Annotated in this window: 21 protein-coding genes; 13 read left to right on the top strand and 8 right to left on the bottom strand. The window is 59.4% G+C overall.

Annotated features, from left to right (window positions below; translation table 11 throughout):
- The first annotated feature begins 23 nt into the window (after window positions 1-23).
- Window positions 24-2,426, top strand: a complete 2,403-nt coding sequence (locus WNE31_RS02125) for a mechanosensitive ion channel family protein (RefSeq protein ID WP_349977944.1) — start codon at window positions 24-26, stop codon at window positions 2,424-2,426.
- Window positions 2,427-2,680: 254 nt separating this feature from the next.
- On the opposite strand, the gene WNE31_RS02120 is transcribed toward WNE31_RS02125, so the two are convergent.
- Genes WNE31_RS02120 through WNE31_RS02105 form a run of 4 tightly spaced genes read right to left on the bottom strand, consistent with a single transcriptional unit; the run spans window position 2,681 to window position 8,525 of the window.
- Complete coding sequence (locus WNE31_RS02120; protein WP_349977942.1) at window positions 2,681-3,832, bottom strand: ABC transporter permease; 1,152 nt, start codon at window positions 3,830-3,832, stop codon at window positions 2,681-2,683.
- Window positions 3,829-4,857 (bottom strand): ABC transporter permease, encoded by a 1,029-nt coding sequence (locus WNE31_RS02115; RefSeq protein ID WP_349977941.1) that lies wholly within the window; start codon window positions 4,855-4,857, stop codon window positions 3,829-3,831. Before WNE31_RS02115 ends, WNE31_RS02120 begins: the two co-directional genes overlap by 4 nt.
- Before the next feature lie 4 nt (window positions 4,858-4,861).
- A complete protein-coding gene (locus tag WNE31_RS02110) occupies window positions 4,862-6,760 on the bottom strand; it encodes an ABC transporter substrate-binding protein (protein WP_349977940.1) in 1,899 nt (632 codons plus the stop codon).
- Window positions 6,753-8,525: an ABC transporter ATP-binding protein gene (locus WNE31_RS02105; protein WP_349977939.1), complete on the bottom strand. Its 1,773-nt coding sequence runs from the start codon at window positions 8,523-8,525 to the stop codon at window positions 6,753-6,755. The genes WNE31_RS02110 and WNE31_RS02105 overlap by 8 nt, the downstream gene beginning before the upstream one ends.
- A gap of 228 nt (window positions 8,526-8,753) precedes the next feature.
- Between WNE31_RS02105 and WNE31_RS02100 the strand changes: the two genes are divergently transcribed.
- The 11 genes from WNE31_RS02100 to WNE31_RS02050 all read left to right on the top strand — a co-directional run bounded on the left by WNE31_RS02100 (window position 8,754) and on the right by WNE31_RS02050 (window position 19,792).
- Window positions 8,754-9,245 (top strand): class I SAM-dependent methyltransferase, encoded by a 492-nt coding sequence (locus tag WNE31_RS02100; protein WP_349977938.1) that lies wholly within the window; start codon window positions 8,754-8,756, stop codon window positions 9,243-9,245.
- A gap of 131 nt (window positions 9,246-9,376) precedes the next feature.
- A complete protein-coding gene (locus WNE31_RS02095; RefSeq protein ID WP_349977937.1) occupies window positions 9,377-10,603 on the top strand; it encodes an aminotransferase class I/II-fold pyridoxal phosphate-dependent enzyme in 1,227 nt (408 codons plus the stop codon).
- Between the two features lie 3 nt (window positions 10,604-10,606).
- Window positions 10,607-11,230: a DUF4833 domain-containing protein gene (locus WNE31_RS02090; protein WP_349977935.1), complete on the top strand. Its 624-nt coding sequence runs from the start codon at window positions 10,607-10,609 to the stop codon at window positions 11,228-11,230.
- Window positions 11,227-12,345 (top strand): inositol-3-phosphate synthase, encoded by a 1,119-nt coding sequence (locus WNE31_RS02085; RefSeq protein WP_349977934.1) that lies wholly within the window; start codon window positions 11,227-11,229, stop codon window positions 12,343-12,345. Before WNE31_RS02090 ends, WNE31_RS02085 begins: the two co-directional genes overlap by 4 nt.
- Entirely contained in the window at window positions 12,345-13,139 is a 795-nt protein-coding gene (locus tag WNE31_RS02080) for an SDR family oxidoreductase (RefSeq protein WP_349977933.1), read from the top strand. Before WNE31_RS02085 ends, WNE31_RS02080 begins: the two co-directional genes overlap by 1 nt.
- A complete protein-coding gene (locus tag WNE31_RS02075) occupies window positions 13,136-14,017 on the top strand; it encodes a phosphatidate cytidylyltransferase (RefSeq protein WP_349977931.1) in 882 nt (293 codons plus the stop codon). The genes WNE31_RS02080 and WNE31_RS02075 overlap by 4 nt, the downstream gene beginning before the upstream one ends.
- Before the next feature lie 42 nt (window positions 14,018-14,059).
- Window positions 14,060-15,184: an LptF/LptG family permease gene (locus WNE31_RS02070; protein WP_349977930.1), complete on the top strand. Its 1,125-nt coding sequence runs from the start codon at window positions 14,060-14,062 to the stop codon at window positions 15,182-15,184.
- A gap of 43 nt (window positions 15,185-15,227) precedes the next feature.
- Complete coding sequence (locus WNE31_RS02065) at window positions 15,228-16,325, top strand: LptF/LptG family permease (RefSeq protein WP_349977928.1); 1,098 nt, start codon at window positions 15,228-15,230, stop codon at window positions 16,323-16,325.
- Between the two features lie 103 nt (window positions 16,326-16,428).
- Entirely contained in the window at window positions 16,429-17,529 is a 1,101-nt protein-coding gene (locus tag WNE31_RS02060; RefSeq protein ID WP_349977927.1) for a glycosyltransferase family 4 protein, read from the top strand.
- 99 nt (window positions 17,530-17,628) lie between these two features.
- Window positions 17,629-19,164 carry a xylulokinase gene (locus WNE31_RS02055; RefSeq protein WP_349977925.1) on the top strand — a complete coding sequence of 512 codons (1,536 nt, stop codon included), beginning with the start codon at window positions 17,629-17,631 and terminating at the stop codon, window positions 19,162-19,164.
- A gap of 16 nt (window positions 19,165-19,180) precedes the next feature.
- Window positions 19,181-19,792 (top strand): CDP-alcohol phosphatidyltransferase family protein, encoded by a 612-nt coding sequence (locus tag WNE31_RS02050; protein ID WP_349977924.1) that lies wholly within the window; start codon window positions 19,181-19,183, stop codon window positions 19,790-19,792.
- On the opposite strand, the gene WNE31_RS02045 is transcribed toward WNE31_RS02050, so the two are convergent.
- A complete protein-coding gene (locus WNE31_RS02045; protein WP_349977923.1) occupies window positions 19,777-20,535 on the bottom strand; it encodes a hypothetical protein in 759 nt (252 codons plus the stop codon). The genes WNE31_RS02050 and WNE31_RS02045 overlap by 16 nt on opposite strands.
- Window positions 20,535-22,235, bottom strand: a complete 1,701-nt coding sequence (locus WNE31_RS02040) for a cyclic peptide export ABC transporter (RefSeq protein ID WP_349977922.1) — start codon at window positions 22,233-22,235, stop codon at window positions 20,535-20,537. The genes WNE31_RS02045 and WNE31_RS02040 overlap by 1 nt, the downstream gene beginning before the upstream one ends.
- A gap of 207 nt (window positions 22,236-22,442) precedes the next feature.
- On the opposite strand from WNE31_RS02040, the gene WNE31_RS02035 reads away from it, so the two are divergent.
- Window positions 22,443-23,996, top strand: a complete 1,554-nt coding sequence (locus tag WNE31_RS02035) for a trimethylamine methyltransferase family protein (RefSeq protein ID WP_349977921.1) — start codon at window positions 22,443-22,445, stop codon at window positions 23,994-23,996.
- A gap of 45 nt (window positions 23,997-24,041) precedes the next feature.
- Here the strand turns inward: WNE31_RS02035 and WNE31_RS02030 are convergent, their stop codons facing one another.
- Both WNE31_RS02030 and WNE31_RS02025 read right to left on the bottom strand, forming a co-directional pair.
- On the bottom strand, window positions 24,042-25,382 hold the full coding sequence (locus tag WNE31_RS02030; protein WP_349977920.1) for an NAD(P)/FAD-dependent oxidoreductase: 1,341 nt from the start codon (window positions 25,380-25,382) through the stop codon (window positions 24,042-24,044).
- Window positions 25,379-26,878 (bottom strand): aldehyde dehydrogenase, encoded by a 1,500-nt coding sequence (locus WNE31_RS02025; protein ID WP_349977919.1) that lies wholly within the window; start codon window positions 26,876-26,878, stop codon window positions 25,379-25,381. The genes WNE31_RS02030 and WNE31_RS02025 overlap by 4 nt, the downstream gene beginning before the upstream one ends.
- Window position 26,879: the final 1 nt, after the last annotated feature.

The raw sequence follows: 26,879 nt of genomic DNA, 5'->3' as shown, positions 1-26,879 counted from the left end.
ATCAGTTTTTGATGGCGGCACCCATGGCTTCACGTATCTTCGCGGTTTTCCTGTCCCTTCTCTTGTTGGCTGTTGCGCCACACGATGCCAAAGCTCAGGAATCCGCGCCGCAAACCCAGGCAAATGTTGATCTGGGATCCACCCTGGAAGACGCCGCCGCTGCCGGATTGCGCGTGATTGTCATCGACAGCAACGGCAACGTGATCAACACCGACGCACCTGCCCAAACCTCGCAAGAGCAGGCATCCCCCCCGACAGACGCTGGCTCCTCGGGCGAAGACGACATGTCCATGCTGATGAAGGGGCAGAAACGCGCCAGCGATTTCCGAACAGCCCTGAACGAACGGCTCGAAGCCCTGCCCGCTGCCGTAAACGAGGTCCTGTTCATCCTGCGCGCCTCAAGTCCCGATGGCCGCATTTTTACCTTCGTCGAAACGGCCTTCTGGACGCTGCTTCTGCTGGGTGTAGGCATCCTGTTCGAGCGCGAGATTTTCGGCAAACGCATTGCCCGCAACTATGTCGTGTCGCGTATTCAGGAAAACCCCCAAGGCTATTCGGAAAAGCTGCCCTTTCTCTTGTTCCGCTTCTTTGCGGGCTGCGTGGGAGTCATGGTCTCGCTGTTGGTGGCAGGGCTTGTCGGAACGCTTCTCTTCGGGGGGGATGACGACAGCGCGATCGAATTCACGGTGCTCACCATCATGGCGGCCTATGCCACGGTTCGGGTTGCCTCACTAATCTGGCGAATGATCCTTTCGCCCTACTTGGAACAGTACCGCATCCCCAATTTCTCGACCCGGGATGCCAAGCGCTTGCACCGCTGGCTGTTCTTTATGGCTACGCTTGACATCTGCACCCTGTTCTTTGGGTTGTGGCTCGCCGAATTGGGACTGAACTACGATGTCTACGCGGCGGGTGTGATGGCTCTGACCACCGTGTTCGCCCTGTTCAACCTCTTGCTGATCGTGGTGAACCGCCGCGCCATTTCGAACGCGATCCGCGACGGGCGCACTTTGCGCGAAGTCACCCTGGCCACCCGCTTGGCAAGCCAGCTCTGGGCTCCGCTTCTCGCGGTTTATGTCGTTTATGGCTGGATGCGTCTCTGTGCCGACCTTGTTCTTGAACGCGACCCTGGCCTGCCGCTGATCGCGGGCGCCTATATTATCTTCACCTCGATCATCGTGGTCTATGCAACGATCAATTTCGGGATAGAACGCTACTTCAACCGCTCGCGCACGATGCGCCAGCTGAACGAAGCCGCAGAAGAGGCCGAAGTCGTCGCCCTCGAAGCTGCGGCCTCGGAGAATGAACTGGTCGAGGAAGAGGTCCTGTCCACCCTCGACGAAATCCGCCGCGAGATCGACTCGCACCGGATGCATACATTCGAGGAACTGGCACGCCGCATCTCGGGTATTCTGGCTCTTGTGGCAGGGCTTTATGCCACGCTGTCCATCTTCGGCGGAGAACAACTCGTGGCCGAAGACGGCCTGATCGGACGCTTCCTGGATGTCGTCATCATCATCTTCATCGGCTATATCGTCTTCAACTGTTTCCGCATCTGGATCGACACGAAAATTCGCGAAGAACAGGGCGACCAGATCGAAGAGGGCGAGCTTGGCGACGAAGGCGGCGCCAACAGTGCAAGTCGGCTGGCGACATTGCTGCCGCTGTTCCGCAACTTTATCCTGATCGTCATTCTGGTCACGATCATCCTCATCATACTCATGGAGATTGGCATCAACGTCAGTCCGCTGTTCGCCGGTGCCGGTGTCGTCGGTCTGGCCATTGGTTTCGGGGCGCAGACGCTGGTCCGGGATATTTTCTCGGGTGCCTTCTTCCTCTTCGACGATGCTTTCCGCAAAGGGGAATATATCGACATCGGCGGGGTCAAAGGCACGGTCGAAAAGATTTCGGTCCGCTCGTTCCAACTGCGCCACCATCTTGGGCCATTGCACACGGTGCCCTTTGGGGAAATCCAGCACCTGACGAACTATTCCCGCGACTGGGTCATCATGAAACTGCCCCTGCGCGTGACCTATGACACCGATGTCGAACGGGTGCGTAAACTGATCAAGAAACTGGGCATTGCCCTGCTTGACGATCCGGTGATCGGCGACAACTTCATCCAGCCACTGAAATCGCAGGGTGTGATCGAGATGCAGGATTCGGCTATGATCATCCGCGTCAAGTTCATGACGAAACCCGGCGATCAATGGCTGGTGCGCAAAAAAGTCTTTCAGGAGATCCGCGATCTGTTTGAACGTGAAGGCATCAAGTTCGCCCATCGCGAAGTCACCGTGCGCCTTGCCGACGGCGAGGATGCCGAAGATCTTACCCCCAAACAGAAAGAGGCCATCGCTGGTGCGGTTCAGGGCGCGATTGAGGAAGACGGGTTCCTAGACGAAGGTGACGGGGGCGACGACCGCTAGGGTCAGTTGATCCGCTCGGGTGCCCCGCCCGGATCATGCGAGGCTCTGCCTCGCGCTCCGAGGTATTTTGCCAAGAAAAAGAAATGCGCCCCGCTTCTGAACACAGGGCGGGGCGACTTTTCCTTGGGCGGTCATCGGCTCCTCAGCCTGTACCGCAGGCTTAGAAAAGCGGAAAAGGATTAAGAAACCCTTTTTTCTTGGGCCAAATACCTTGGGGGAGTCGCCCGCAGGGCGGCGGGGGCAAAGCCCCCAACCTAGCTTCGGTTCGGGTCCAGCGCGTCGCGCAATCCATCCCCAAAGAAGTTGAAGGCAAGCACCACCACGATGATCGGCAGCATCGGAATTGCGGTCCAGGGGTAGATCTCGATCGAGGCGAGGTTCTGCGCATCGTTCAGCATGACGCCCCAACTGACCGCCGGCGCCCGCAAGCCCAGCCCGAGGAAGGACAGCGCCGTTTCCCCAAGGATCATGGCCGGGATTGACAGAGTCGCGCTGGCAATCAGGTGGCTGAGAAAGTTGGGCAACAGATGTTTGCGGATCACCCGGCTTGGCTTGGCCCCCATCATCTCGGCCGCCCGCACGAATTCCTCCTCCCGCAGCGACAGAAACTTGGATCGCACGGCGCGGGCCAGACCGGGCCAGTCCAATATCCCGAGGATAATGGATATGATGAAAAACACCGAAACCGGCCCCCAATGCGATGGCACGGCGGCCGACAGAGCCAGCCAAAGCGGCAATTCCGGCAAAGAACGCAGGATCTCGATCACGCGGTTGATGATCCAGTCGAGGAAGCCCCCGAAATATCCGGCGATACTGCCCAACACGATCCCGATGATGAAGGACACGGTGATGCCGACCAAGCCAACGGTTAGCGACAGCTGAGCGCCATACATGATCCGCGAAAACACGTCCCTACCCAGCCGGTCCGAGCCCCACAAGAACACCGTGGCACCTTCTGGTGCGCAGAACAGATGGGTGTCGCTGGGGATCAGCCCTGCGAGTCTATAAGTTTCGCCTTCGCAAAAGAAGTTGAGCTTTGCAGGATTTTCTTTGTCAGGCACATATTCCCAGCTGAAGTTTTCAAGGTTCACCTGCGCCGAGATGGGATAGACATAGGGGCCGATGAATTTGCCCTCGTGGAACAGGCGTACCATCTGGGGTGGGGCATAAAGGTGGTCTTCCAAGCGCTCATTCGGCGTGTAGGGCGAGATGAACCCGGCGAAGGGCAGCATCAGGTAAGACAGCAGCAGGAACAACGCAGAGACAAGCCCGAGCTTGTGCTCTTTGAAGCGCAACCAGACCAGCCAGCCGTTGGACATGTCCAGCTCGGCGCTGCGCACTTCCTGTTCGATACCGGGCTCATATGGGGCGTCGTCGATGTAACGACCGTCGGGCAGTGTGCTCATGCGCTACGCCCTCCAAAGCGAATGCGGGGATCCAGCAGGGCCAGCAACAGATCCGAAATCAGCGTGCCGATCAGCGTCAGCAGGGCCACGAACATCAGGACAAAGGCCGACAGGAAGAGGTCCTGAGATTTGAGCGAGGTCAGCAGGACCGGCCCGATCGTCTGCAGCCCCAGAACCACCGACACCAGAACCGAGCCCGACACCATCGCCGGTAGCAAGGTGCCGATATCCGCGACGAACGGGTTGAACGCCACCCGCAACGGGTATTTCACCAACATGCGGCTTTCACTCATGCCCTTGGCGCGGGCCGTTTCGACATAAGGTTTGCCAAGCTCATCCAGGAGGTTGGCCCGCAGCCGCTGCATCATAGCGGCCGCGCCCGATGTGCCGATCACGAAGGTTGGAATGATCAGGTGAACGAGAACCGATTTCATCTTGTCGAAACTCATCGGCTGGCCCTCGTATTGCGGGTCCATCAGGCCACCGATGGGCAGGTTCAGGTAACGGTTGCCGTAGTAGAACAGGATTAGCGCCAGAAGGAAATTCGGTGTCGCCAGCCCGAGATAGCCGACAAAAGCCGAGGTATAATCGACCCATGTCTTGGCACGTGCCGCCGCCAACACGCCCAGCGGCAAGGCCACGACATAAACGAACAGGATCGCGGCGAGGTTCACCAGCACAGTCAGCCACAACGCGCCGCCGACGATCTCGGCCACGGGGCGGTCGAACTCAAAGGACCACCCGAATTCGCCCTGCAACATGCCGGCAAACCCGTTTGGCCCCGGCGCAAAGCCCATCCAGATCAGGTATTGCTCCCACAGAGGCCGATCGAGCGCATATTCTTTGCGCAGGAATTCTGCCTTGGCGATGCCGCTTTGCTGGCCGGTGGCACGCAATTCGTTGATCTGGTTTGACAGGTAATCGCCGGGTGGCAGGTTGATGATAATGAAGATCAGCACCGAGACCACCAGCAGCGTAGCCAGCATGGTCATCAGGCGGAACAGGGCAAATCGGATCATGGCCATGGTGTTACCCGTCTCCTTCCTTGAACCAGAACTCGTCGGGACGGTGCACGCCGAAATGCGCCCCAGGGGACCAGGCCCAGAGCGCCTCTTGCGGTACGTTCTGCAAGCGGTTGTTCACCACAACGGGCTGGCGCGCGCCCTGCAGCAATCCGATGGCATAGACCTGATCCGCGTGGATATCGACCATCTCTTGCCACGCGGCACTGCGTTCGGCATCGGTTGTGGCATGGCGCCATTGTTCAGCCAGTTCCATCAGTCGGATTGCTTCGGGCATATCCGGGGCCTCGCCCGCCTCGCCATGGGTCTGGTAATGTTGCCCCCACATCGGCCAGGCAAAGAATTCCTGCTGTTGTGGGGCCACGTAGACCGGCGGAGTGTAGGGCTGGGCCAGTCCGTTATCCCATCCAAACCAAGTCGCAGCCATGGTGCTGCCGGAATAGACGCGGTTGCGCAGGATGTCGCGCTCAAGCGGGCGCATGATCAGCTTCACGCCAAGTGACCGCCAATTGTCGATCACGATTTGCAGCGCGTTCTCGACCTCTTGCCGCTCGCCGGCGGTTTCAACCACCACCCACAAAGGCCGCCCATCGGGCAACAGGCGCGTGCCTTCGCGGTTGCGTTCGGTCAGGCCGATCTCGTCTAGCAGCGCGTTCGCCTGCGCCAGATCATAATCCGCCCAGGCCCGCAGGTTTTCCTCTTTGTGGAACGGGCTGGCGGGCAACATGGTCATGGCCCCTTCGGTGGCCAACCCGAAATACAGAACCTTGTTGATGATCTTGCGGTTGATTCCCAGCGACAACGCACGACGGAATCGCACGTCCCGCATCAACTCGCGCCATGCCGGATCGCTGTAGTTCATGTTCAGGTAAATCGCGACCTGCGAGGCCGTGCCATTCTTCCACAGGTGCGCGGTATAATTCCCCTGCGCCTCACCCTTTTTGAGAATGGCGATGTCCTTGAAGGCCAGCCCGCGCGCCTGAAGGTCGACCTCGCCCGCATTGGCCTTGGCCGCCACCAGCCCAGGGCTGACGACATTCATTTCTATAATGTCGACATAGGGCAGCTGCGTGCCTGCCGTGTCCACGCGGTGGTAATAGGGATTGCGCACGAACAGGAAGCGGCTTTTGCCTTCGTTGGTGGCCAGCATCCACGGGTGCAACGTCGGCAGCTCGGCATTGTCGAACTTGTACATATTGTCGAGCTTGTTGTGCAGCGCCGCCCAGCTGCGCACCCTCTTTTCACGCAACCGCGCGCGCAACTCATCTTCGTCCGCATAGGATGCATGGAACGGTTTCAGGTAATGCGACGGGCGATAGATGAAGGGGGGGCGCGCCTCGGCCAGTTCCTGCAGGAATTGGGGGTTCGGACGCGACCACTCGTAAATGACCGTGGTTTCATCCGGGAAGGTGACTGTTGGCAACTCGCCATCGACCCGCAGGAATTCCAGCGGTCCAGACGGCGAAAGCTGCGGGTTGTTGGCGACGTCTTCCCACCAATAACGGAAATCCTCGGACGTAAATGGCGCGCCGTCGGACCATTTATGACCGGGTCGCAGACGAAGAGTGAACTTGCGGTTCGCTTCAACTTCCATATCGAGAAGGATATCCGGCACGATCTTGTAATTCTGATCATAGCCGACCAGACGCGCATAACCATAGACCACCATCTGCCGAACGTCCTTGGTGCGGGTCACCAGTGTGCGCAACGTGCCACCCTGTTGGCCCGTGCTGCGCCCTTTGGCAGGCAGGTCCACGACCAGCGGCGCCTCTGGCAACCTTTCGGCAACCGGCGGCAGGTGCTTTGCATCCACCTCGGCTTTCCAGAACGTGCTTTCGCTGTATTGGGCCAGCGCGGCACCTGCGAACACCGCATAGAACAGGAAAGTCAGAAACGTCTTAAACATAGCAACGCACCTTATGTCCCGGCCCCGTTTCCGTCAGAGGCGGCGCCTCGTGCCCGTCAAACCGGTATTGTTCCGGCCATGTCGACGGATCGCCCGCCCCTTGCGAGACCAGGTTGAGGTCAATGGGCCGGTGAATGTCCGGCTCGGGCTGGGCGGCCAGCAAGGCGCGGGTATAGGGGTGTCGGGGGTTATAGAACAATGCTTCGGGCGGGCCCTGTTCCACTACCAGACCGGCCCGCATCACAGCCACCTCATCGGCGATCCGCGCCACCACGGCAAGGTCATGGCTGATGAACAGATAAGAAAGGTTCAACCGGTCACGGATTTCCTCGAGCAGTTGTAACACCTGCTCTTGTACCGACACATCAAGGGCCGAGGTCGGTTCGTCACAGACAAGGAAGGTCGGCCCGAGCATCAAGGCCCGCGCAATCGAAAGGCGTTGGCGCTGACCGCCGGAAAAGGCGTGCGGATACCGCGTCAGCATGTTTTCACTCAAGCCTACCCAACGCAACATTTCGGTGGCGCGGTCCATCCGTTCCGACGGCGTCCCGATGCCGTGAATCTCCATCGGCTCGCACAGCGCCTCTTTCACGCGCATCCGAGGGTTCAGGGTCGAATAAGGATCTTGGAACACCATCTGGGCTTTGCGCTGAAAGGCCAGACGCTCTTCACGGTTCAACTCCTGAAGATTGATCGGATCAGCGCCCTTTTTGGCGCGGAACAGGATCGAGGCCCCTTTGTCCGCAACTTCCGAGCCCAGCGCCATATTGGCACAGGTAGTTTTCCCCGACCCGGATTCCCCCACCACGGCAAGCGTCTTGCCACGCTCAACGCCGAACTCGATGCCGCGCACCGCGTAAACATGGGTTTTCGGATGCCACGGCGCCGACCCCTTCAATGTATACGTTTTCGACACATTGCGCATTTCAAGGATAAAGTCCCGATCTTCCTCAAGCACCTTGTCCTCGCCGGTTTCGGGAATCTTGGGCGCCGCCGCAAACAGATCGCGGGTATAGCCATGGCGCGGATCGGCCAGAATTTGCTGGGCGGTGCCCGCTTCCATGACGCGCCCGCGGTTCATCACGGTCACTGTGTCGGCCATGTTCGCCACAACACCAAGGTCATGCGTCACCAGCACGACCGCCATGCCGGTATCCTTTTGGATATCCTTGATTAGCCCCAGAACCTGCGCCTGCGTTGTCACGTCCAGAGCAGTGGTGGGTTCGTCCGCGATCAGAAGATCCGGCTCGCCGACGATGGCCATGGCGATCATCGCACGCTGGCGCATCCCGCCCGACAATTCGAAGGGATAGGATTTGTAAATGCGTTCCGGATCCTGAAACCCGACCCTTTCAAAGGTTTCAAGCACACGCTTGCGCGCGCCCTGCCCCTTGGCCGTACCGTGCAGGCGCAGCACTTCGATCACCTGATTGCCGATTCTGTGCAGGGGCGACAACGACCGCATCGGTTCTTGGAAAATCATCGAGACGCGATTGCCCCGGATATCACACATCCGCCGTTCGCTCAGGCCGAGGATGTCAATCGGTCCGACCTCACCAGCCAGCGTCACCGACCCGCCGCGAATTTGGGCGGCACCCGGCAGGATGCGCAACGCAGCGCGGCAACTCAGGGTTTTGCCCGAGCCACTTTCCCCCACTAGTGCGAGGGTCTCGCCCTTTTCAACGGAAAAGCTGACATCATTCACCACGGGCGCGGCCTTGCCAAAGCCGATGGTGAGCCCCTCAACCTTCAAAAGTGCTGTCACGCCAACTCCCTTTTTCGCGCGAGACCGCGCAACCCCGCGAACCCAATACGTTAATGACGGATCCCTCTTGCAATCGAGTGAAGCACGAATGCCCGCGATCAGGCAAGCCGATTGACCGGTCCGGCCACCCGTTTTGCGACGTTTTCGCCGATGCTCGTGACAAGGGTGTCATTGCCATGCAATCTGGTCTAGGACCATGACACAACAGTTTTCTGACAGGAGCGCGGAATGAGCCGCTTGGATGTCTTCATCAACCGGATGGTATCACAACGGGCCTGCCTCGACTTTGCGATCGAGCAAACCCGCGGCATGACCGGCCCCGTGTTCGAGTTGGGTCTTGGCAATGGCCGCACCTTTGACCACATGCGCGAACGGATGCCGGAGCGGGATATCTTCGTGTTCGAACGCAAGGTGGAATCCAACCCGGCCTCGACTCCCGACGCGGAGATGACGATCCTCGGCGATGTCCGCGAAACCCTGCCCCAGTCGCTTGAACGGTTCGGGCCGACCGCACAGTTGATCCATGCCGATCTGGGGGGGCATAACCTTGAGAAAAACGATCGCTTCGCCCGCGAAATCTCGCCGCTGGTTGAACCGATGCTTGCGGTTGGCGGGCTCATGGTATCCAGTGACAAGATGTATTTTTCAGCACTGACCGAGCTGCCCTTGCCCGAAGGCGCGGTTGCCGGACGTTGCTTTGTTTACAGGCGCGATGCTTAAGGTTTGTACAAATCCTACGAATTTCGCACCATAAGTGGTACAAAACATGATATTCTCGGGTGCGCAGAGGATGTGCCCCACGCCCGGACACACTAGAAAAGACCAGGTAATTTTGCCGAACGGGATCATTGATGACAAAGGCACAGTCCAGCTTTCTCAAATTTGCTGAGCGCCATTTTCGCCTGAGCGGCAAAGCTTTGATCGAAAATGGCCATCCGTATTTCGTGCCCACGGACGCTCTCGAAGCGCAGTCTGACCAGTGGCCAGACGGCTATTTGTCCTTTTCGCACTACGACTATCTCGGCCTCATGCACCACCCCCGCACCATCGCCGCCGCCAAGGCCGCGCTGGATATTCATGGGACCGGTGTGGGCGCATCGCGCCTTGTCGGCGGCGAACGGCGCGCGCATCAGAGACTCGAGGCCGATCTTGCCGATTTTCTGGGCGTCGGTGGCACGCTGTCGATTATCTCGGGGTATTTGACCAATGTAACCCTGATCGGCCATATCGCCGGACAACGGGATCTGGTGATTGTCGACGAACTCGCGCACAACTCGATCATGATGGGGTGTCGCGGCGGCAAGTTCGGCTTCATGACATTCCCGCATAATGATCTCGAAGCACTTGACCAGATTCTGGAAGAACACCGCGCCACTTATGGCCGGGTTCTGATCGTTACCGAAGGTTTGTTTTCCATGGACGGCGATATCACCGACCTGCCGCGTCTGATGGAAATCAAGGAGAAACATGACGCCTGGCTGATGCTGGACGAAGCCCATTCTTATGGCGTTCTCGGATCGACCGGACGGGGCCTGTGCGAACATTTTGGCATCGACCCGCGGCGGATCGAGCTCGCCGTCGGCACCCTGTCCAAAAGTTTTGCAAGCTCAGGTGGCTTTATTGCTGCCGACGCCGACGTGATCGAATGGCTGCGTTTTACGCTGCCCGGCTTCATTTTTTCGGTCGGACTGTCTCCTGCCACCACGGCCAGTGCGCATACAGCCCTCGAGATCCTGCGGGAAGAACCCGAGCGTGTTACACGCCTTCGCGCAACGTCACGGAGTTTCTTGAAACTTGCGCGGTCGGCGGGTTTGAACACCGGTGACGCGATTGGCGAAGCGGTTGTCCCCATCCTGTTCCCCACCGCCGAGGAATGTGTTTTCGTGGCCGATGCCCTGATGCAACAAGGTATTTATGCCCCACCTGTGGTGCATGTTGGCGTGCCCAAAGACCTGCCAAGAATCCGGTTCTTCCTGTCCCACACCCATTCACAGCGGGACATTGAACGGGCCATCCGCGTGATTTCCGCTGCGGTCAGCGAATTTCGCAACAAGGAAATGCGCCCCGTCGCTGAATAACCCATGTCTGCCTTGCGTATCATAGGGGTTCTGGCGTGTCTGTGGCTCATGCAGCCACAACTCGCTCTCGCCGCGCCCGAATTGGCCCTACTATCTTCGGACCGCAGCGAAACGCTACCGCTCGCGCAGCCGGAATGGCCGCTCCCCACCGATCCGGGAATGGTGTTTTTCCTGCAGCGTTCCATGAACAGCAACACCGTGGTCTATGCTGCGCGCTATGACGCGGCTGGGCAGCTTCAAACCGACAGGCCCATCGACGCGTTCTGGCGACGCTACAACGACGAAGGGGCCAGACGGGGGCTCAAGAAAAACCTGCGCTTCTTCGAGGCGCGACTGGCCTATGGCGTGAAGGTCCGCGAAGACGAAGCCGATGCCGAAGCTTTTGAGGTTCGGTTCGCCGCCTTGCCGCATCTGCCTGTCACCCTGCGCCAGGACGGTGACAAAAGCGCCGCCCTTTGGGCCAGAATCGAGGGGCGCGACTATCGGCTGGTTTACGGCTATGTCGAAATCGACGAAAACGGCCTCATTCCCAAGGTTGACCGCCTTCGGCTCTATACATTGGACGCCAAAACGGGCAGTTACGTCACACATATTATTTCAGTTACGGGTGGAGCCATCCACGAATGAACGACACCAGCAAGACAGGTATCCGCACCGCCATCGTCGGCGTGGGAAATTGTGCCAGCTCGATCATCCAGGGCGTTTCCTATTGCCGGGCGCTTGGTCAAGACGCCATCGGCGTAAGCTTCCCTTTGCTCGGAGGCTATAAACCTGACGACGTCGAACTTGTTGCGGGTTTCGACGTGGATGCGCGCAAGGTGGGCAAAACCTTGGGCGAGGCGGCGTTCGCCGCGCCAAACTGTACCGAGAAATTCCATACCGATCTGCAGGATCAAACCGGCATGGTCTATCGTGGCCCTGATCTTGACGGTGTCGCGGCGCATATGCTGTCGAACCCCGAGGACCGGAGTTTCCGCCTGTCGGACGCCCCGCAGATGTCCAAGGACGAGGTCGTGGCCGTACTGCGCGACACGGGCGCCGAGGTCATGATGATCCTGTTGCCCGTCGGCTCTCACAAAGCGGTCGAATTCTATGCGGATTGCGCGCTTGAGGCAGGCTGCGCGCTGGTCAACGGGATCCCGATTTTCGTGGCCTCGCATCCGGTCTGGGCCGAAAAGTTCAAGGCTGCCGGCCTTCCGATTCTGGGCGATGATTTCAAGGCACAGCTTGGCGCGACCATTGTGCACCGGACACTTGCCAATCTTGCCGACATGCGCGGCGTTCAGATCGACCGCACCTATCAACTCAACGTGGGTGGCAACACCGATTTCCTGAACATGTCGGATCACAGTCGGCTGACGCTCAAGCGGGAAAGCAAGACCGAAGCCGTGCAGTCGGCGATGGAACACCGTCTTGAGAACGAGGATATCCGCATAGGCCCCTCTGACTATGTTCCGTGGCTGAATGACCGCAAAGTGGCCTATGTGCGTCTGGAAGGGCGCCTGTTTGGCGGGGCGCGCACCAATATTGAATTGCGTCTGGATGTCGAGGACAGCCCGAATGCCGCCGCCGAGGCGTTGGCAGGGATCCGTCTGGCGCGTATTGCGCTGGATCGGGGTATGTCCGGGTCGATTGATGACGCCAGCGCCTTTCTGTTCAAGCACCCGCCGGTTCAATACGAAGACACCGACGCGCATGAACGGTTGATCGCCTTCGCCAACGGAGACGGGGACGCAGGCTGATGCGACCGGCCTTTGTCACCGGTGGTTCAAGCGGCATCGGATTTGCCGTCGCCCACCAGTTGGCAGAGCGCGGACATGATCTGGCCCTTTTCGCACGGGATCGAGTCCGGCTTCAGGCTGCGCGGGCCTCAATCCGCGCGCACCATCCGAATGTGCTGGTCAAAGTCTATGATGTGGACGTCAGTGACCGCAGCGCCTTTGAAGCGGCAATAGCACAGGCCCTTAAAGACCTGGGCACCCCGGAGATGGCCATTGCCAGCGCAGGTATTGCCGAACCCGGCCTGTTCACAGAGCAGGACATCGCGTTGCACGAGCGGCATATGGCCATCAACTATTTCGGGAGCCTGTATTTCACCCGCGCCCTGACCCGCCCCATGATTGAAAAAGGGGGCGGTCGGATTGGCCTTATTGCCTCGGGCGCGGCCTTTTTCGGGATTTATGGATACGGGGCCTATGCGCCTTCGAAATTCGCGTTGCGGGCGCTGGCCGAGGTGTTGCATCTCGAACTTGCGCCCCACGGGATCGTGACAACCCTGTGCTATCCACCAGACACGGACACGCCACAACTCGAAGCGGAAAAGAAGACCAAACCCGAAGCCACACGAAAGATCACGGCGGGCGGGGGTCTCTGGCAGGCCAGCGACGTTGCAACAGAACTTCTCAAAGGGATGGATAAGGGCCGGTTTATCGTGACGCCCGGAATGCAGATGCGCCTGCTCAACCGTCTTGGCAGCGTGGCAGCACCGCTTTTGCGGTGGCACCAGCGCCGCATCATCCGCAAGGTCGGCCAATGATCGGTCTGAGCGTGCTGCAGATTACCCTTGGCGGGCTGATCTTTCTGGCGATCGGCTATGTGCTGGTCGGCTCGGTCCGCCTGATGCCCGGCAAGGCGGCACTGTCAAAAGACCTGTTCGAAGCGCTCCTATCAATGACGTTAGTTGCGGGTAGCCTGTTCGTGGTTTTTCTGCTGGGGACATGGGCGTTGGTTCCGGCCCTGTTGGCACTTGCAACCCGTACGGGCTATGAGGCAGCGCATGTCAGGCTGGGACCGAACAAGGCCGGTCAGGGCGCCGTGGTGGGTTTTCTACTCAGTGCCTGCGCAATGCTGGCACCCATTCTGGCGACGGTTCTGGCAGGGATCTGGTTCCTGCTATTGGCACGCTTCATGCTGTTCCCCGCCCCCAGAACAGCGCGGGTCTGGCATTGGGTCGAGGTGCTGCTGTTCCCGCTGATCCCCGTTGCCATCCTGTCTTGGGCGGCGTTGGACCCGACTTTGCGCCCCGTGGTTTTAATCACCTATATCCTGATCGAGACATTTGACAGTTACGCTCTGGTCTCGGGCAAACTGTTTGGCCGCACCAAGGCGTTCCCGACCCTCAGCCCGCGCAAAACCATCGAAGGCCTTGCAGGGGGCGCGGTGTGTCTGGTGCTGACCCTGCTGCTTGCCGCGTGGGTTCTTGACCTGCCGGCCCTCGCTGCGATCGGCGCGGCACTGCTGATCGGCGGCGTGGCAGTCGCCGGGGATCTGGCCGCGTCACGTCTGAAGCGAATGGCGGGTGTAAAGGACTATCCCGTCGTCCTGCCAAAACAAGGGGGACTGCTGGACATTCTCGATTCCTGGATCGCGGCAGGAGCGGCCCTTGCCGTTGTTCTTTTCCTTGTCGGGACCTGATGCCCCCTTGCCAGCCCTGATGCAGATGTCAACAATCCGCCCATGATCCTGCCCGGCCCTGTCTTTTCGATCCTTGGAAAACCGTTTGCGCGGCGGTTGGGATTGCTGTTGTTGATGGTCGTCGGCATTTTCCTTGTTGAAAGCTTTACCACCCTGATGGAACGCGCCCTGCAGTTTGGCGGAAACCCTTGGGATGTGGCGATGCTGCTTGGCTATAAAGCGCCGGAAATCGTTGATATCGCCCTTGCGATCGGGGTTCTGGTGGCACTCTATTTTGCGCTGTCCGAGGCGCGCAACCGGGGCGAGTTGGTAATTCTTGCGACCTCCGGGGTGCGCTGGACACGAATTGTGGGTTTTGCCCTGTCCATAGGCGTTATGGGCGGGGCCTTGTCCTATGCGGTGGCCGGATACGTCGTGCCCCGCGCCCAATACGGTGAACGCGTGAAGATGGCGGAACTGCGCGCGGGGCACGTTCTTCAACAAATCGCCGAAACCGGACCGCGCAGCGAAATTCTGAGCACGGAACACGCGAGCTTTATCGCCAACCCGCCGCTCTCGTCCGAAAGCAGTGCAGAACGTGGCCCGCTTTTCATCCTGCAAACCAATCCCGACGAGTCATGGCGCGTGATCCGGTCATATGACTGGACGATCCTCGAAACCCCCACACCCGAGGCCCCCGACGGGCGCAGGATTGTTCTTGAATCCTTGCGGGCCTTTGACGGCCCTCCACCGGATCAGGCGGCGTTTACCAACCTGAACGTATTCAACACTCAATCTGCAGACTTGTCTTTTCGCTTGCAGGACATTGCGCCGGAACCGGCATTGGCGGCGGCGGTAGGCGAACACGTCCTGCGCTTCAATCGCGAGGACAGCCGCCGCGTGGCCGCTGTTGGGGCACGCGCGCTTTTGGTGCCGGCGGCGGCCTTGCTGGCCATTGTGGCCGTGCTTGCCGGGGGGAATGGACCGGCCCGCTTTGTAGTGCTGCCCTCGGCCATTGCGACCGTGATGGCGTACGATGTGCTGGGGCGCACGTTTGTGCTCGACGGACTCGAATTTTTCACGCCGCCATTTCTCATCCTGATTGCCTGCGCGGTTTACCTTGGGCCCGCACTGATCTTTGTCGCATGGCGTGGAGAGGCCATCATGAAACCGGTACGCGGTCGCTGAAATGGGGGTTGTGCGCAAACACACCGGCCTCGCGGCACAGCGCATGTTCGCGACCTATCTGCTTGCCTGCAGCTTTGCCATGTTCGTGCTGTTGATCGTGGCGCTGGCCATTGATTTGGCCAAGCATCTGGACGGAGTGCGCGCAGCGGCTGATGCGCAGGCCGCCTCGTTGGGAAGCCTGCTTTGGCCCTACATGAGCTATCGCGCGGCCGACATCGTGACGCGGCTGTTGCCCATGGCCTGCCTGATTGGTGGTCTTACCGCCGAACTGCTGCGCCGTCAGCGGCTTGAGGATGTTATTCTGGATGCAGCTGGCGCCTCGCCCAGCGTCACATTGGGGGCACTTCTGGCCGTGGGTCTTGTCACAGGTGTTTTGCAAACCGCGCTTGAGGGGTCAATCCGCCCGCACGCGGTTGCGGCGCAGGTCAAACTTGGCCTCGGCAGCTATGGCGAGCGGTTCAAACCCGGCGAGACCGAGCCGGTCTGGTTCCTTGACGGAGATCGCGCCCTGCAGGCGCGCGTCTATCGGTCCGACATGCCGGAGCTGCGCAATGTACGGCTGTTCGAAGGCTTGCGCTCTGACAGCCTGCGACAGATCACTATCGCCGAACGCGCACGTCCCACTGCTCAGGACAAAAGCTGGCAGTTGCAGAATGTCGTTTCGTGGGAAATCGAAGACGGCGTGCCTCTGCCCCCCAAACAGGTCGATACACTGGATCTGGAATTTCCGCTCACCTCGGCCCATGTCGAATACCACGGCGTCCTTGGGTTTTATCTGCCCTATGACCGCCTTCGGGAACTGGCCTCGGTCACGGGATCGCAACGCAGCCCTGATGCCGACACAGCCGTGATCCGCCGCTATGCCGCGTTCTTCCTTCCGGGGGTGTTTGCCCTTCTTGGGGCCAGCCTTGCCCGGGTGAGCCAGCGTGGCCGCGTGCTCGCCCCGTTCCGCCTGCTGATGCTGGGGACGCTTGGATATATTACACTGGTTTCGGTCAAGGTTTTCTGGGCCCTCGGCGAATTTGGCGAAGTCGGGCCCCTTGCCACCAATGTCATTCCGTTGACCTTTGCCATGGCGCTGGCAATCTTCCTGCAACTGATTGCGACGGGTCATATTGTACTGCGGCGACCACCCCCCTGACCTGCGCTAAAAAAGACTATCGAAATTCTCTCGAACGCGCCGATGCGCATGTGATAGATGCGGAGCGGAGACAGTGCGCCTGAATGGCCAGCGAGGTAAGTCAATGAAAATCGTGATGGTCTGTCCCTATGCGATGGGTCGCCCCGGCGGGGTCCAGACACATGTGCGGGATATGGCGGCGTGGCTGCGCGATCAGGGGCACGAGGTACGCATCATCGCCCCGGATGATGGAACGGACGAGACAGGTCTGATCCGGCTGGGTGGATTTCGTAAGATCACGCTGCACGGCACCAGCTTCGAGGTCGCCCGCGCAAGTCGAAAGGCCGTGAAGGCCGCCGCCAGTGATCTGCGCACATGGGGGGCCGAAGTGATGCATCTGCACACACCGTGGACCCCTATGATGGCCTGGCAAATCTGGCGCGAAATGCGCCTGCCCACGGTGGCCACGTTCCATGCGACGCTGCCGCAAAGTCAGGGTTTCGACCCGATGACAGCATTCCTGAACCGAGCCGCGCACTATTTTTCGAAACGGATACCCCATATCGTGGTGCCGTCGCGCGCGCCACAGGCCCAGTGGGAGGCATTGGGCCTACCGACCCCGACAATCCTTGCCCCAACGATCGACCTTGGTCCGTGGCGTGATGCGCGACAAGGGTCAGAGCCGGGGGTGCAGCTTGTTTATCTGGGCCGGTTGGAGGAACGCAAAGGGCTGCATGTGCTTCTGGATGCATGGCCGGACATTGCCGCGATGTTGCCACGCGCCATGTTGACCATCGCCGGGAGCGGCGAGTTGCGCGACAATATCGCGGCGCGCATCAAGGCCGAGTCCCTTTCCCGCGTGACCTGCATAGCCGCGCCCGACAATGCCACCGCGCGTACTCTTGTCGGCGAGTCAGACTTTTTCATCGCCCCTGCCTTGGAGGGTGAAAGTTTCGGTCTTGTCCTGATTGAGGCAATGGCAGCCGGCACGCTGCCAGTAGCGGCCGCAAATGAAGGGTTCCGCACGGTTCTGACAGGTGGGGGGCAGGATCTTCTCGTGCCCCCCGGCGATGCCCTTATGCTTGCGGAAAAGGTGGTGGAACTGGTCTCGAATGCAGAAAAACGGCGGGCTCTGCAACATTGGGCGGACCAGAGAGCCAATGACTTTGACGTCGTATCGGTTGGACCAAGGTATGTCGAACTCTATCGCAAGGCCGTCAGGTGAGTTTGCCACACCTGTTCTGCGGTTGCATCATGACAGGCATTCATGCCAGCAAGAGACATATTTGACGCTTGCCAGCCGGCAAAAAGCTAGGACCAAATTGTGACGGAACGCGATCTTGTCATTTCTGCGGACTTCGGGACCTCCGGTGTCAAGATCGGTGTCGTGGACTCTGACCTCCAACTTGTGACGCGCGCCACGGCTACTTACCCCCTGTCCCTGGACAGCGGAGGGGTCGCCGAACAATCCCCAGATGACTGGTGGGCGGCACTTGCGCGCGGGCTGGCGGACCTGCGCCATCATGTTCCCGACCTGATGGATCGCGCTGGGGCGCTTGTCATGAGCACCCAGTTGTGTGGTGTGATCTGCGCCGATGAGAATGGCCATGCCCTGCGCCCCTGCCTGACATGGCTCGACAAACGGGCCGCCCCGCTTGGACGCGCGTTGGTCGGCGGGTTTCCCGAGGTACATGGATACCAGCTTTTTAAACTCGCGCGCTGGCTACGGATCGCGAACGGCGCACCGGCCAAGAACGGGATGGACCCGACCGCGAAATATCTCTGGATTGCGCGGAACGAACCCGAGATTTTCGCCCGCACGCGATGGTTTCTGGACGTCAAGGACTGGCTTGTGCATCGGGCAACCGGGCGGTTCACCACCAGCGCAGAAAGCGCGAACCTCAGCTGGATGATGGACACGCGCCCCGGTCGCGAAGGCTGGTCCGAGGTGCTGGCAGACAAGGTTGGCGTGCCCCTGGAAAAAATGCCCGAGATCCTGGATGCCGCAGACATTGTCGGCACACTGACCCCGCAGGCAGCTGCCGAACTGGGGCTGCGCGCGGATGTGCCGGTTCTTGGCGGGGCATCTGATGTCACGGCCGCCGCTTTGGGGTCTGGCGAAGTGGCGGATGGCGCGCTGCACATCAGTGTGGCAACCAGCGCGTGGATTGCAGGATTCATGCCGTCGCGCATCCTGAATGTGGCTGGCTCTTATGCCACGATCACAAGCGCGCTTGGCTTCCGCCCCCTTTTGATCGCCTCGCAGGAAAACGCGGGATCGGCGCTGGAATGGGGGGTCAAGATCAGCGGCGGGCGTGTCGAGAGCGAAGCACTGGCCCACGCCTTCGACGATATGGGCGCGCCGCGTGCGGATGATCCCTATTTCCTGCCGTGGCTGGCAGGCGAACGGGTGCCGATCGACAATGATGCCGTGCGTGGCGTGTTCCACGGTCTCGCCCTGCATCACGATGCGCGGGCCATCCGCCGCGCCACTATCGAAGGTGTCGCCTTGAACCTTCGCTGGGCCTATGGCCGCGTCAGCCGCGAGAAACCTGTGCTCTGCGATGGTCCGATCAGCATGGTCGGCGGAGTATCCGCAAATCCGGCCTTTGCGCAAACCGTCGCCGATGCACTGAACCGCGAGGTGCGTGTCGGCGGATCACGGCATGCGGGGGTGTTGGGGGCGGCGACGCTGGCCGCCCCAGTCATGGGGTGGGCGGACACCCCGTGGCAAGCCGCTGAAACCCTGCGCGAAAACACCAACGCGCATTACACCCCCGATCCGGCCCGCGTTGAAGATCTTGACCGGCGCGCCGCGCAGCTTGAGAAAATTCGCAAGCATATCCTGCGCAGTTACTAAGAAAAGGACCTCGCCCATGATTGACGGTCTCATCAAATCGAAAATCGATCCGATCTGGGAAAGTCTGTCGACGCCTTTGGTCAAGGCGGGATGGACCCCGAACCAAGTGACATTTGCAGGATTAGTCCTGATCGCTGTAATGTCGCTGGCCTATCTCTGGCACGGGTCTGAACTGATATACGGGCTGTGCCTGGCCGTGGCCTTTGCCTTTGACGCACTGGACGGCGCGGTCGCCCGGCGGCGCGACATGCGCAGCAAGGCGGGCGGCTATTTCGATGCTATGGTGGACCGTTATCAAGAACTTGCTGTTCTGGCAGCCCTTGCGTTCATGCATGATCTCTGGGCGCTGGCCTTGGCTGCGTTTTCCGGAAGCGTTTTAACCAGCTATGCCAAAGCTCGCACGGCCATTGAGATTGAAATCAGCAATGACGACTGGCCCGACTTTTTCGAGCGTCTGGAACGGGTCATCTTTCTTTGCGTGATGCTTGTTCTGGCGGGGGTCTTTGGCGCGGACTGGATCGTGACTGCGGGTCTTGCCATCTTTGCGTTATTATCCCACTTCACCGCGCTGCAACGCGCACGCCGTGCCACCCAGATGCTGCGTGCAGATGATCAGGCCCGGCGATAACGCCTGATCGCGCTCCACATATCCCCATGATAGACAAGGATATAGCACAGGAACGATGAAATCAGCAGCGGCTCGGTCAGAACATAGCACTGATAGAGACCCTTGTTGATCGCACCCAGGTCAAAGTCCTTGAGGATGAAAAGCGCCAGATAGGCAAAGCCGAGAAAGATCGGAACCCAGACATACCACCGTCGGATGCGCGCCATGATGGGGGTGAAAATCGGGTTCGGCTTGGGCAGGGATTCGTATCGCCGCGACAGCACTTCGCCCACCACTATGGCGATCACCTGCGAGAAAAAGAACAGATAGCTTCCGAACATGTGCATGTCCCGGTGATCTGGAAACCGGAAATGGCTGAGCAAGACCATTCCGAGACTGGCCGCCGCCTGAACAAGCAGCAACAGGCCCGACAACCACAAAATCGCCCTTCGGTCCGCCTGAGAAATCCCGCCCTGCCGACCGTTTTCGGCCCAGCCCGCCCAGACGAGGCAGGCCACACCGATCCAGAGTAGCGGCGCACAAATCGCCATCCACATCGCGAAAGGTTCGCCAATCAGCGGATCCGAGATCGCCCGACTGATCGTTGGCGGCTGCTTGGCCACATACTCGGGATGCCCCGCAATAAAGAGAATGCGTGCACGATAAATCAGGATATTCACAATCACGATCACGAACCCTGTCAGAACCAGAGAGACCGCAAGCGCAAAAACCGTTTTGCGTTCAGGGACAGGAAGGGAGGACATCAGTGCCGAACCTTTTTCGTTTCCTTGGACATGGGGTTATCTGAAACCACATGTCCGTTTTCCATCTTGATCAAACGATCGCATTTGCCGAACTGGTGATCGTCATGGGTGACGGCAATCACCAGTTGGCCCGACGCCGCCATTTCCGGCAACAGGACGTCATAAAAGAACGCACGGTTTTCGGGGTCCTGATCAGCGGCAAATTCATCCAGAATGATCACTGGGCGCTTTTCGGCCAAGGCCACGGCCAGCGCAAGACGCCGCCTTTGACCTGCTGACAGGGATAATGTTGAAAAGCGCCCTTCATTTAACGCAACCTTGTCCTCAAGCTTCAGGTCGGTGATCCGCTGACGCAGCACAGCTTCTTCCAGCTCGGTCATGCCATAGGCTTTGTCAAAGAGATGAAACTCGCTGAAAACGCCGCAGAACAATTCCCGGTAAACCGCTTTGGACTGATCATCCAAAGGCAAACCGTTCATCAGAACCTGCCCGCTGTCAGGGTTTCGCATCCCGGTTATGAGACCAAGCAGAGTCGTTTTGCCTGATCCGTTCCCGCCGCAGATGAACACCGTTTCTCCGGGCGCAAACGTCAGGTTGATTGGCCCGAGATCGAACGCCTCGCCACCGCCTTTGCCCCCTATCCGGGCCGACACATTTTCCAAGGCAATGCTCTCGAAACCTTGTTGCGCAATGTCTGTCCGGGTCAATGCAGGAGACTGCGACGCCATCAGGTCATGTTCAACCTGGCGCAGACGGAAAAAGGCGTTCTCGGCCTGTGAGAGCTTGGGCAATGCGGCAAAAAGCAATTCGATTGGCCCACTGGTCAAAAAGATGACGGTCAGGACCTGGAACATGATCGCTGTCCCGCCGGATTGCAACGCGGGCAGTCCAATCACCATGAAACACAACAACAGGATCACCGACGCTTCGCCAATGCCGGTGCTGGCCGAGAACCGGCGTTCCGCCTTCATTGTATCGTCGCTGATCTGATGGATCGTGTTCAGCGTTTCCTGTTCCAGCGCCTCACGGCGCGACGCTCGCAGGCGCACCTCTTTCCAGCCTGCCAGCATATCGCTGACCCGATCACAATAGCGGGTGTAAGTCTCGGAGGCCTTGCGCAGGAACGCCCGCGCCGGCGGATCAAACAGCACCCAGCCGATGCTGCCACAAATCACGGCGACAACGGTAGCAAATCCGGCCACCGGCGAAATCCAGAACAGATAAGGAATGGCAATGACGACCACGACCACCGCCTCGATCGCCTGCAAGAGGTGGATAATCGAGCCGGACAGCTTTTCAACCTCGCTGGTCATGGCTGCGTACACCTTGCCGTGGGACCGCGACAGCAAGAAGTCAATGTTGGCATGCAAAAGCCGCTGGCTGGCGTTGCTGCGCATTTCCTCGTTGATCCGTACAATCAACGTGTGGGCCCGGATTCGCACAAAAAAACCTGCCACTAGCAAGGCCCCTGCAGACAGCAACAAGATCACGATAGTCGCGGCGCTGATACCGTCCGTCACCTGCAGCGCAGCCTGGTTGATCGCATAGATCATGCCGACCCTACTAAAACTGGCCAGAAGCGCCAGCCAGATCACCGGATCCCGTAGGACACCACTTGTCACCAACAGATAACGCAACACCTCGAGGCGGCGGCTGGGGGCCGGTTCCTTTTGGGGATGGGATGTCTCGATCTCGGGCAAAGAGCTTTTCCGCGCAGTGTTTGACCCTGTCTTAGTCGTTTTGCCAACAAGGGGGCAACAGAAGTTCGGCAACAGTCACAGTTTGTCGCTTTGGGGTCTGGCGGTGGCATAGGGGCATCGTCGCAATTCGTCATGATTCTTCGCATCCGTGCAGGTGCCAGACCGAAGAACCGGGTTGCATGGGGTATATGCCAAGGAGACCCGCCCATGCTTGATACGCCACGTCCCCGCACCCGTTCTGGTGGCCGCAATGCCCGCCGCGCCGCGCGCTCTGCGCCTGTATTCGACATGCTTCCCGGCCTCGAACGCAACCTTCCGGTATGCGAGATCATGACCGGATCGCAAGTCGAGCGCATTCACGACGCGTCGATGGATATTCTAGAGAATGTCGGCGTACAGTTCCGCGATCCCATTGCGCTGGCAGACTGGAAACGTGCAGGCGCCAAGGTTGACGGCGAACTTGTCTATCTGGATCGCGGGCTGGTGATGGATCTGATTTCGACGATCCCGTCGGATTTTACCTATACCGCCCGCAACCCCAAGAAAAACCTGCGACTGGGTGGCCGTCATTCAATCTTTGTGCCAATGACCGGCGCGCCGTTTCTGCGGGACCTTGATGATGTGCGGCGCAATCCGACGCTGGATGACCTCGCCATGTTCCACAAGCTTGCCCATATGTCGCCTGCCCTGCATTCCTCGGCGCATCACATCGTGGAACCGTATGACCACCCGATCTCACAACGGCACCTGCGGATCACGTATTCCTCGATGAAATATTCCGACAAGACCTTCATGGGTATGACGACATCCCCCAAAAATGCGGAAGACGTCATGGATATGTGTGCAATCCTGTTCGGCGCGGATTTTATGGAGACCCATCCCGTCACCACCGGAAATTGCAACGGGAACTCGCCACTAGTCTGGGATGAAACAATGCTCGGGGCGATGCGTGCCTTCTGCTACCACAATCAACCGGTTCTGTGCTCGCCCTTCGTCCTTGGCGGGGCGAACACCCCCGCAAGCGTAGCCGCATCCGTTGCACAGCTTAACGCCGAGGCACTTTCGGCGCTGGCCTATACACAGGTGATCCGGCGTGGAGCCCCAGCGATTTATGGCCATTATCTTTCAACGGTCAGCATGAAATCGGGGGCGCCCATGGCAGGCACACCGGAAATCAGCCTGATGAATTTCATGATCGGGCAGATGGCGCGCCACTATGATGTGCCCTGGCGCACATCGAACACCCTTGGTGGTGCCAAGACTTTTGACGCACAGGCCGGGTATGAATCCGCCACCACCCTGTCGGCTGTTATGCATGCCGGGGCAAACTATATCTGGCACTCGGCCGGCTGGAACGAGGCCGGCATGCACTGTTCCGTGGCCAAGTTCGTCGTCGATGCCGAGCAATGCGCCATGGCTCATCGTATGGCGCAGGGACCGAACTGGGACGACTTTGATACTGCTGTGGATGCGGTATCTGATATCGGACCCGGCGGACACTATCTGGGCCATCCGCACACGCAGGACAATTTCCAGACCGCGTTTTTCATGCCCGACTTGTTCGACAACAATTCCATTGAACAATGGGTGGCCGAAGGCGAGGTAGAGATCACCGAACGCGCCCTGAAACATGCGCGCAAACTGCTGAACGACTATGAAGAACCCAAGCTGGACATCGCCAAGGACGAAGAGCTGCGGGATTACATCGCGCGTCGCGAACGCGAGATCCCTGCCAGTGACGAGTTGAATCAGAGTTTCTGAAACGAAGGTCCCCGTTACCCATAGACGTCGTGCCGGGATTCGCCCTTATTCCGCACCCGCCCGCCACTCGCGCCAGCGCATATAGGCGTTAGCCCCGAGGCTGGCAAAGGGCTGGGGGGGCAGCTTCTTCGGCTCTGGCTCGGCGGAAAAATGATGTGTGATATCGCTGGTTTCTCCACAGGCCAACTCTGCCGCGCCGATACCGGTCAGCGTTCCCCGTGCCGTGCCCAACCCGTTTTGCGCGCAGGCCGAAAACACGCCGTTGTCGATCTCACCCATGACCGACACGCCATTCAGTGTTAGGCACAGGTGGCCAGCCCATTTGTATTCCATTTTCAGGCCCGCAAGCTGTGGGAACCGCTGATCGAATTTCCGCTGCTGCACCCGCGCCGCCCGCGCCACATCATGCATCGTCGGGTTCATACCGGGCTTCAGCATGGCACAGGTTCGTGTGATGATGCGATTGCCACCCTGAGCGGTGTCAATCCTGCGCATGGTAGTGCCCATCGGATCAGACGGGGTGATGCCCCATCGGGACTGCCCCCCCAAGCGCGCAAGCGACTCTGGATCAAGATCAATTGTCATCGAGGCAAAAAGGAACACTTGCATCAGCCGCCCCTTCTTGATCCCAAAACTTTCGAGATGTCCGTTATGTGCCAGGATGATCTTGCCAGCAGACACCGAGGCTGTGGGGGTCGAGACGGCCCATCCCTCACCCGCCCTCGCGAACCCTGTGACCGGCGAGTGCTCGCAGATTTGGACCCTGTTTCGCCTTAATCCTGCACAAAGGCCCCTGATATATCCGGCAGGCTGCAAGACAACGGTGCCCGGGGTGAACAGCCCCGAAACGTAGTGAGTTGATCCGGTCAGCTCCTGCATCGCCTGCGCGTCCAGAACCTCGGACGGTTCGCCCAGCGCCGCCAGATGTTGCGCATAAGAAAGGTTATGGGCATGGGCCGCCGCGCTGGCGGCGCCATTGACCTTGCCGGATTCATCGAAAAAGTTTGGGTCAATCCCGTACTCTTCCACCGCCTCACGGGCAAAGGCAATGGCCTTTCTGTTAAGACGGATCAGGGTCTTGTCGTCGCCCGTTCCCGCGTAATTCTCGGACGCCAGATCATGCGGCAGGTCGATCATAAAGCCCGAGTTACGCCCCGCGGCCCCTTCCGCGATCCGCCCCGCCTCAAGCACGATTATCGACGCATCGGGTTGCAACTGCCGCAACCGGCGCGCGGCGGAAAGCCCGGCAAAACCACCGCCCACGATAACGAAATCCGCCGACGCGTCGTGGGTTAGGGGCACAGGCGGATCTTGCGGCCCCAAGATCGCGTTCCAAGCCGCCGGTCCTGTCTGGATAGGCAACCTTTTGGCGGTATAGCGTGTCACGACACGGCCTCGTCCGCGTCATCGGCCAGATCAATCCAGATAGTTTTCAACTGCGTGTATTGGTCATGGGCGTGCAGCGAGTTATCCCGTCCGCCAAATCCGGATTGCTTGTAGCCGCCGAAGGGTGTCGAGATATCGCCCTCTCCATAGCTATTTATAGTCACTGTTCCCGCCCGAATTGCCCGTGCGCCACGAATGGCGCGCTTGGTGTTTGACGTGAACAGGCTGGCCGCCAGACCATAATCCGTATCGTTTGCGACGGCGATGGCCTCGTCAAAGCCCGCCACCGGGATCACCGAAAGAACCGGGCCAAAAATCTCTTCACGCGCCAGTTCAGAATTATTGTCATCCAGCTCGATCACCGTCGGAGCTACATGGGTGCCGTCACGTGTTTGACCGCCCAGAAACACGGTTTCCGCTGCATCAAGATACCCGCATACCTTGTCGAAATGCGCCTTGGACACCAGGGCCCCAACGCGGGTCTCGGGATCGAGCGGATCGCCTACCGTCCAGAGACGGGCATGTGCTTCGATCCGTTCCAGCAACTCTGCCTTAATGTCGCGATGCACAATGAGACGCGATATAGCCGAGCAGTTCTCGCCCATGTTCCAGAACGCCCCATTCACAATGTGTTGGGCCACCCGGTCAAGGTTTTCCGCATCGTTCATCACAACGCAGGGATTCTTACCGCCCATTTCGAGCACGACTTCCTTGGCATTGCTTTCGGCCGCATAGGCTAGGAACCGCTTGCCGGTGGCCGTAGATCCGGTGAAGGACAGCATGTCGATATCCATGTGGCGCCCCATGGGTTCGCCCACGTCCGGCCCGCTGCCCGGCAGGATATTCAGAACGCCCTTCGGCACCCCGGCCTCGCTGGCCAGTTCTGCCACACGCAGCGCGGTGAGTGAGGTTTCTTCCGCAGGCTTGACGATGACCGAACAGCCAGCCGCCAGCGCAGGCGCAATTTTCCACGCCAGCATTAGCAAGGGAAAGTTCCACGGAAGTACCAGGCCGACGACACCGATAGGTTCCCGCACAACCATGGCGATGTGGTCGTCCGAGGCTGGCGCGACCTGATCATAGATTTTATCGATCGCCTCGGCGTGCCATTTGATGCAGTGGATGGTTTCAGGAATGTCGACTGTTTCGCAATCGAACACTGGTTTGCCTGAATCAATCGATTCCATCACCGCCAGTTCCCGCGCATCGCGGGTCAACAGCTTGGCAAAACGGATCAAAATGTCTTTCCGGTCAGACGGATGCAGTTTCGACCACCGCCCATCCTCAAAGGCTTCGCGCGCCTTGGTCACTGCGAAATCTACATCCTGACTGTCGCAAGCGGCAATTTCGGCCAGTGTTTCACCGGTTGCCGGGTTCACGGTCTTGAAAGTCCTTCCCGAAGCCGCGGGACGGTAACCTCCGTCCACAAAGGCAGTACTAGGAAACGTCAGGTTCGCTGCAATGGCCTGATATTCCTCGCGTGTCAGCAGATCCATG

Origin of the sequence: Shimia fortis (assembly GCF_040225985.1) — a bacterium.
Classification (GTDB): Bacteria; Pseudomonadota; Alphaproteobacteria; order Rhodobacterales; family Rhodobacteraceae; genus Shimia.
Note: the sequence above shows the minus strand (reverse complement) of the source record. Positions and strands in the feature narration are given on the sequence as shown.

Bases quoted from the DNA above. Each gene is read 5' to 3' on its own strand.
- WNE31_RS02035 (WP_349977921.1), top strand. From the start codon at position 22,443: ATGCTTGATACGCCACGTCCCCGCACCCGTTCTGGTGGCCGCAATGCC.
- WNE31_RS02050 (WP_349977924.1), top strand. From the start codon at position 19,181: ATGATTGACGGTCTCATCAAATCGAAAATCGATCCGATCTGGGAAAGT.
- WNE31_RS02070 (WP_349977930.1), top strand. From the start codon at position 14,060: ATGATCCTGCCCGGCCCTGTCTTTTCGATCCTTGGAAAACCGTTTGCG.
- WNE31_RS02115 (WP_349977941.1), bottom strand. From the start codon at position 4,857: ATGGCCATGATCCGATTTGCCCTGTTCCGCCTGATGACCATGCTGGCT.
- WNE31_RS02090 (WP_349977935.1), top strand. From the start codon at position 10,607: ATGTCTGCCTTGCGTATCATAGGGGTTCTGGCGTGTCTGTGGCTCATG.
- WNE31_RS02060 (WP_349977927.1), top strand. From the start codon at position 16,429: ATGAAAATCGTGATGGTCTGTCCCTATGCGATGGGTCGCCCCGGCGGG.
- WNE31_RS02075 (WP_349977931.1), top strand. From the start codon at position 13,136: ATGATCGGTCTGAGCGTGCTGCAGATTACCCTTGGCGGGCTGATCTTT.
- WNE31_RS02080 (WP_349977933.1), top strand. From the start codon at position 12,345: ATGCGACCGGCCTTTGTCACCGGTGGTTCAAGCGGCATCGGATTTGCC.
- WNE31_RS02125 (WP_349977944.1), top strand. From the start codon at position 24: ATGGCTTCACGTATCTTCGCGGTTTTCCTGTCCCTTCTCTTGTTGGCT.
- WNE31_RS02025 (WP_349977919.1), bottom strand. From the start codon at position 26,878: ATGGATCTGCTGACACGCGAGGAATATCAGGCCATTGCAGCGAACCTG.
- WNE31_RS02065 (WP_349977928.1), top strand. From the start codon at position 15,228: ATGTTCGCGACCTATCTGCTTGCCTGCAGCTTTGCCATGTTCGTGCTG.
- WNE31_RS02085 (WP_349977934.1), top strand. From the start codon at position 11,227: ATGAACGACACCAGCAAGACAGGTATCCGCACCGCCATCGTCGGCGTG.
- WNE31_RS02120 (WP_349977942.1), bottom strand. From the start codon at position 3,832: ATGAGCACACTGCCCGACGGTCGTTACATCGACGACGCCCCATATGAG.
- WNE31_RS02095 (WP_349977937.1), top strand. From the start codon at position 9,377: ATGACAAAGGCACAGTCCAGCTTTCTCAAATTTGCTGAGCGCCATTTT.
- WNE31_RS02110 (WP_349977940.1), bottom strand. From the start codon at position 6,760: ATGTTTAAGACGTTTCTGACTTTCCTGTTCTATGCGGTGTTCGCAGGT.
- WNE31_RS02100 (WP_349977938.1), top strand. From the start codon at position 8,754: ATGAGCCGCTTGGATGTCTTCATCAACCGGATGGTATCACAACGGGCC.
- WNE31_RS02045 (WP_349977923.1), bottom strand. From the start codon at position 20,535: ATGTCCTCCCTTCCTGTCCCTGAACGCAAAACGGTTTTTGCGCTTGCG.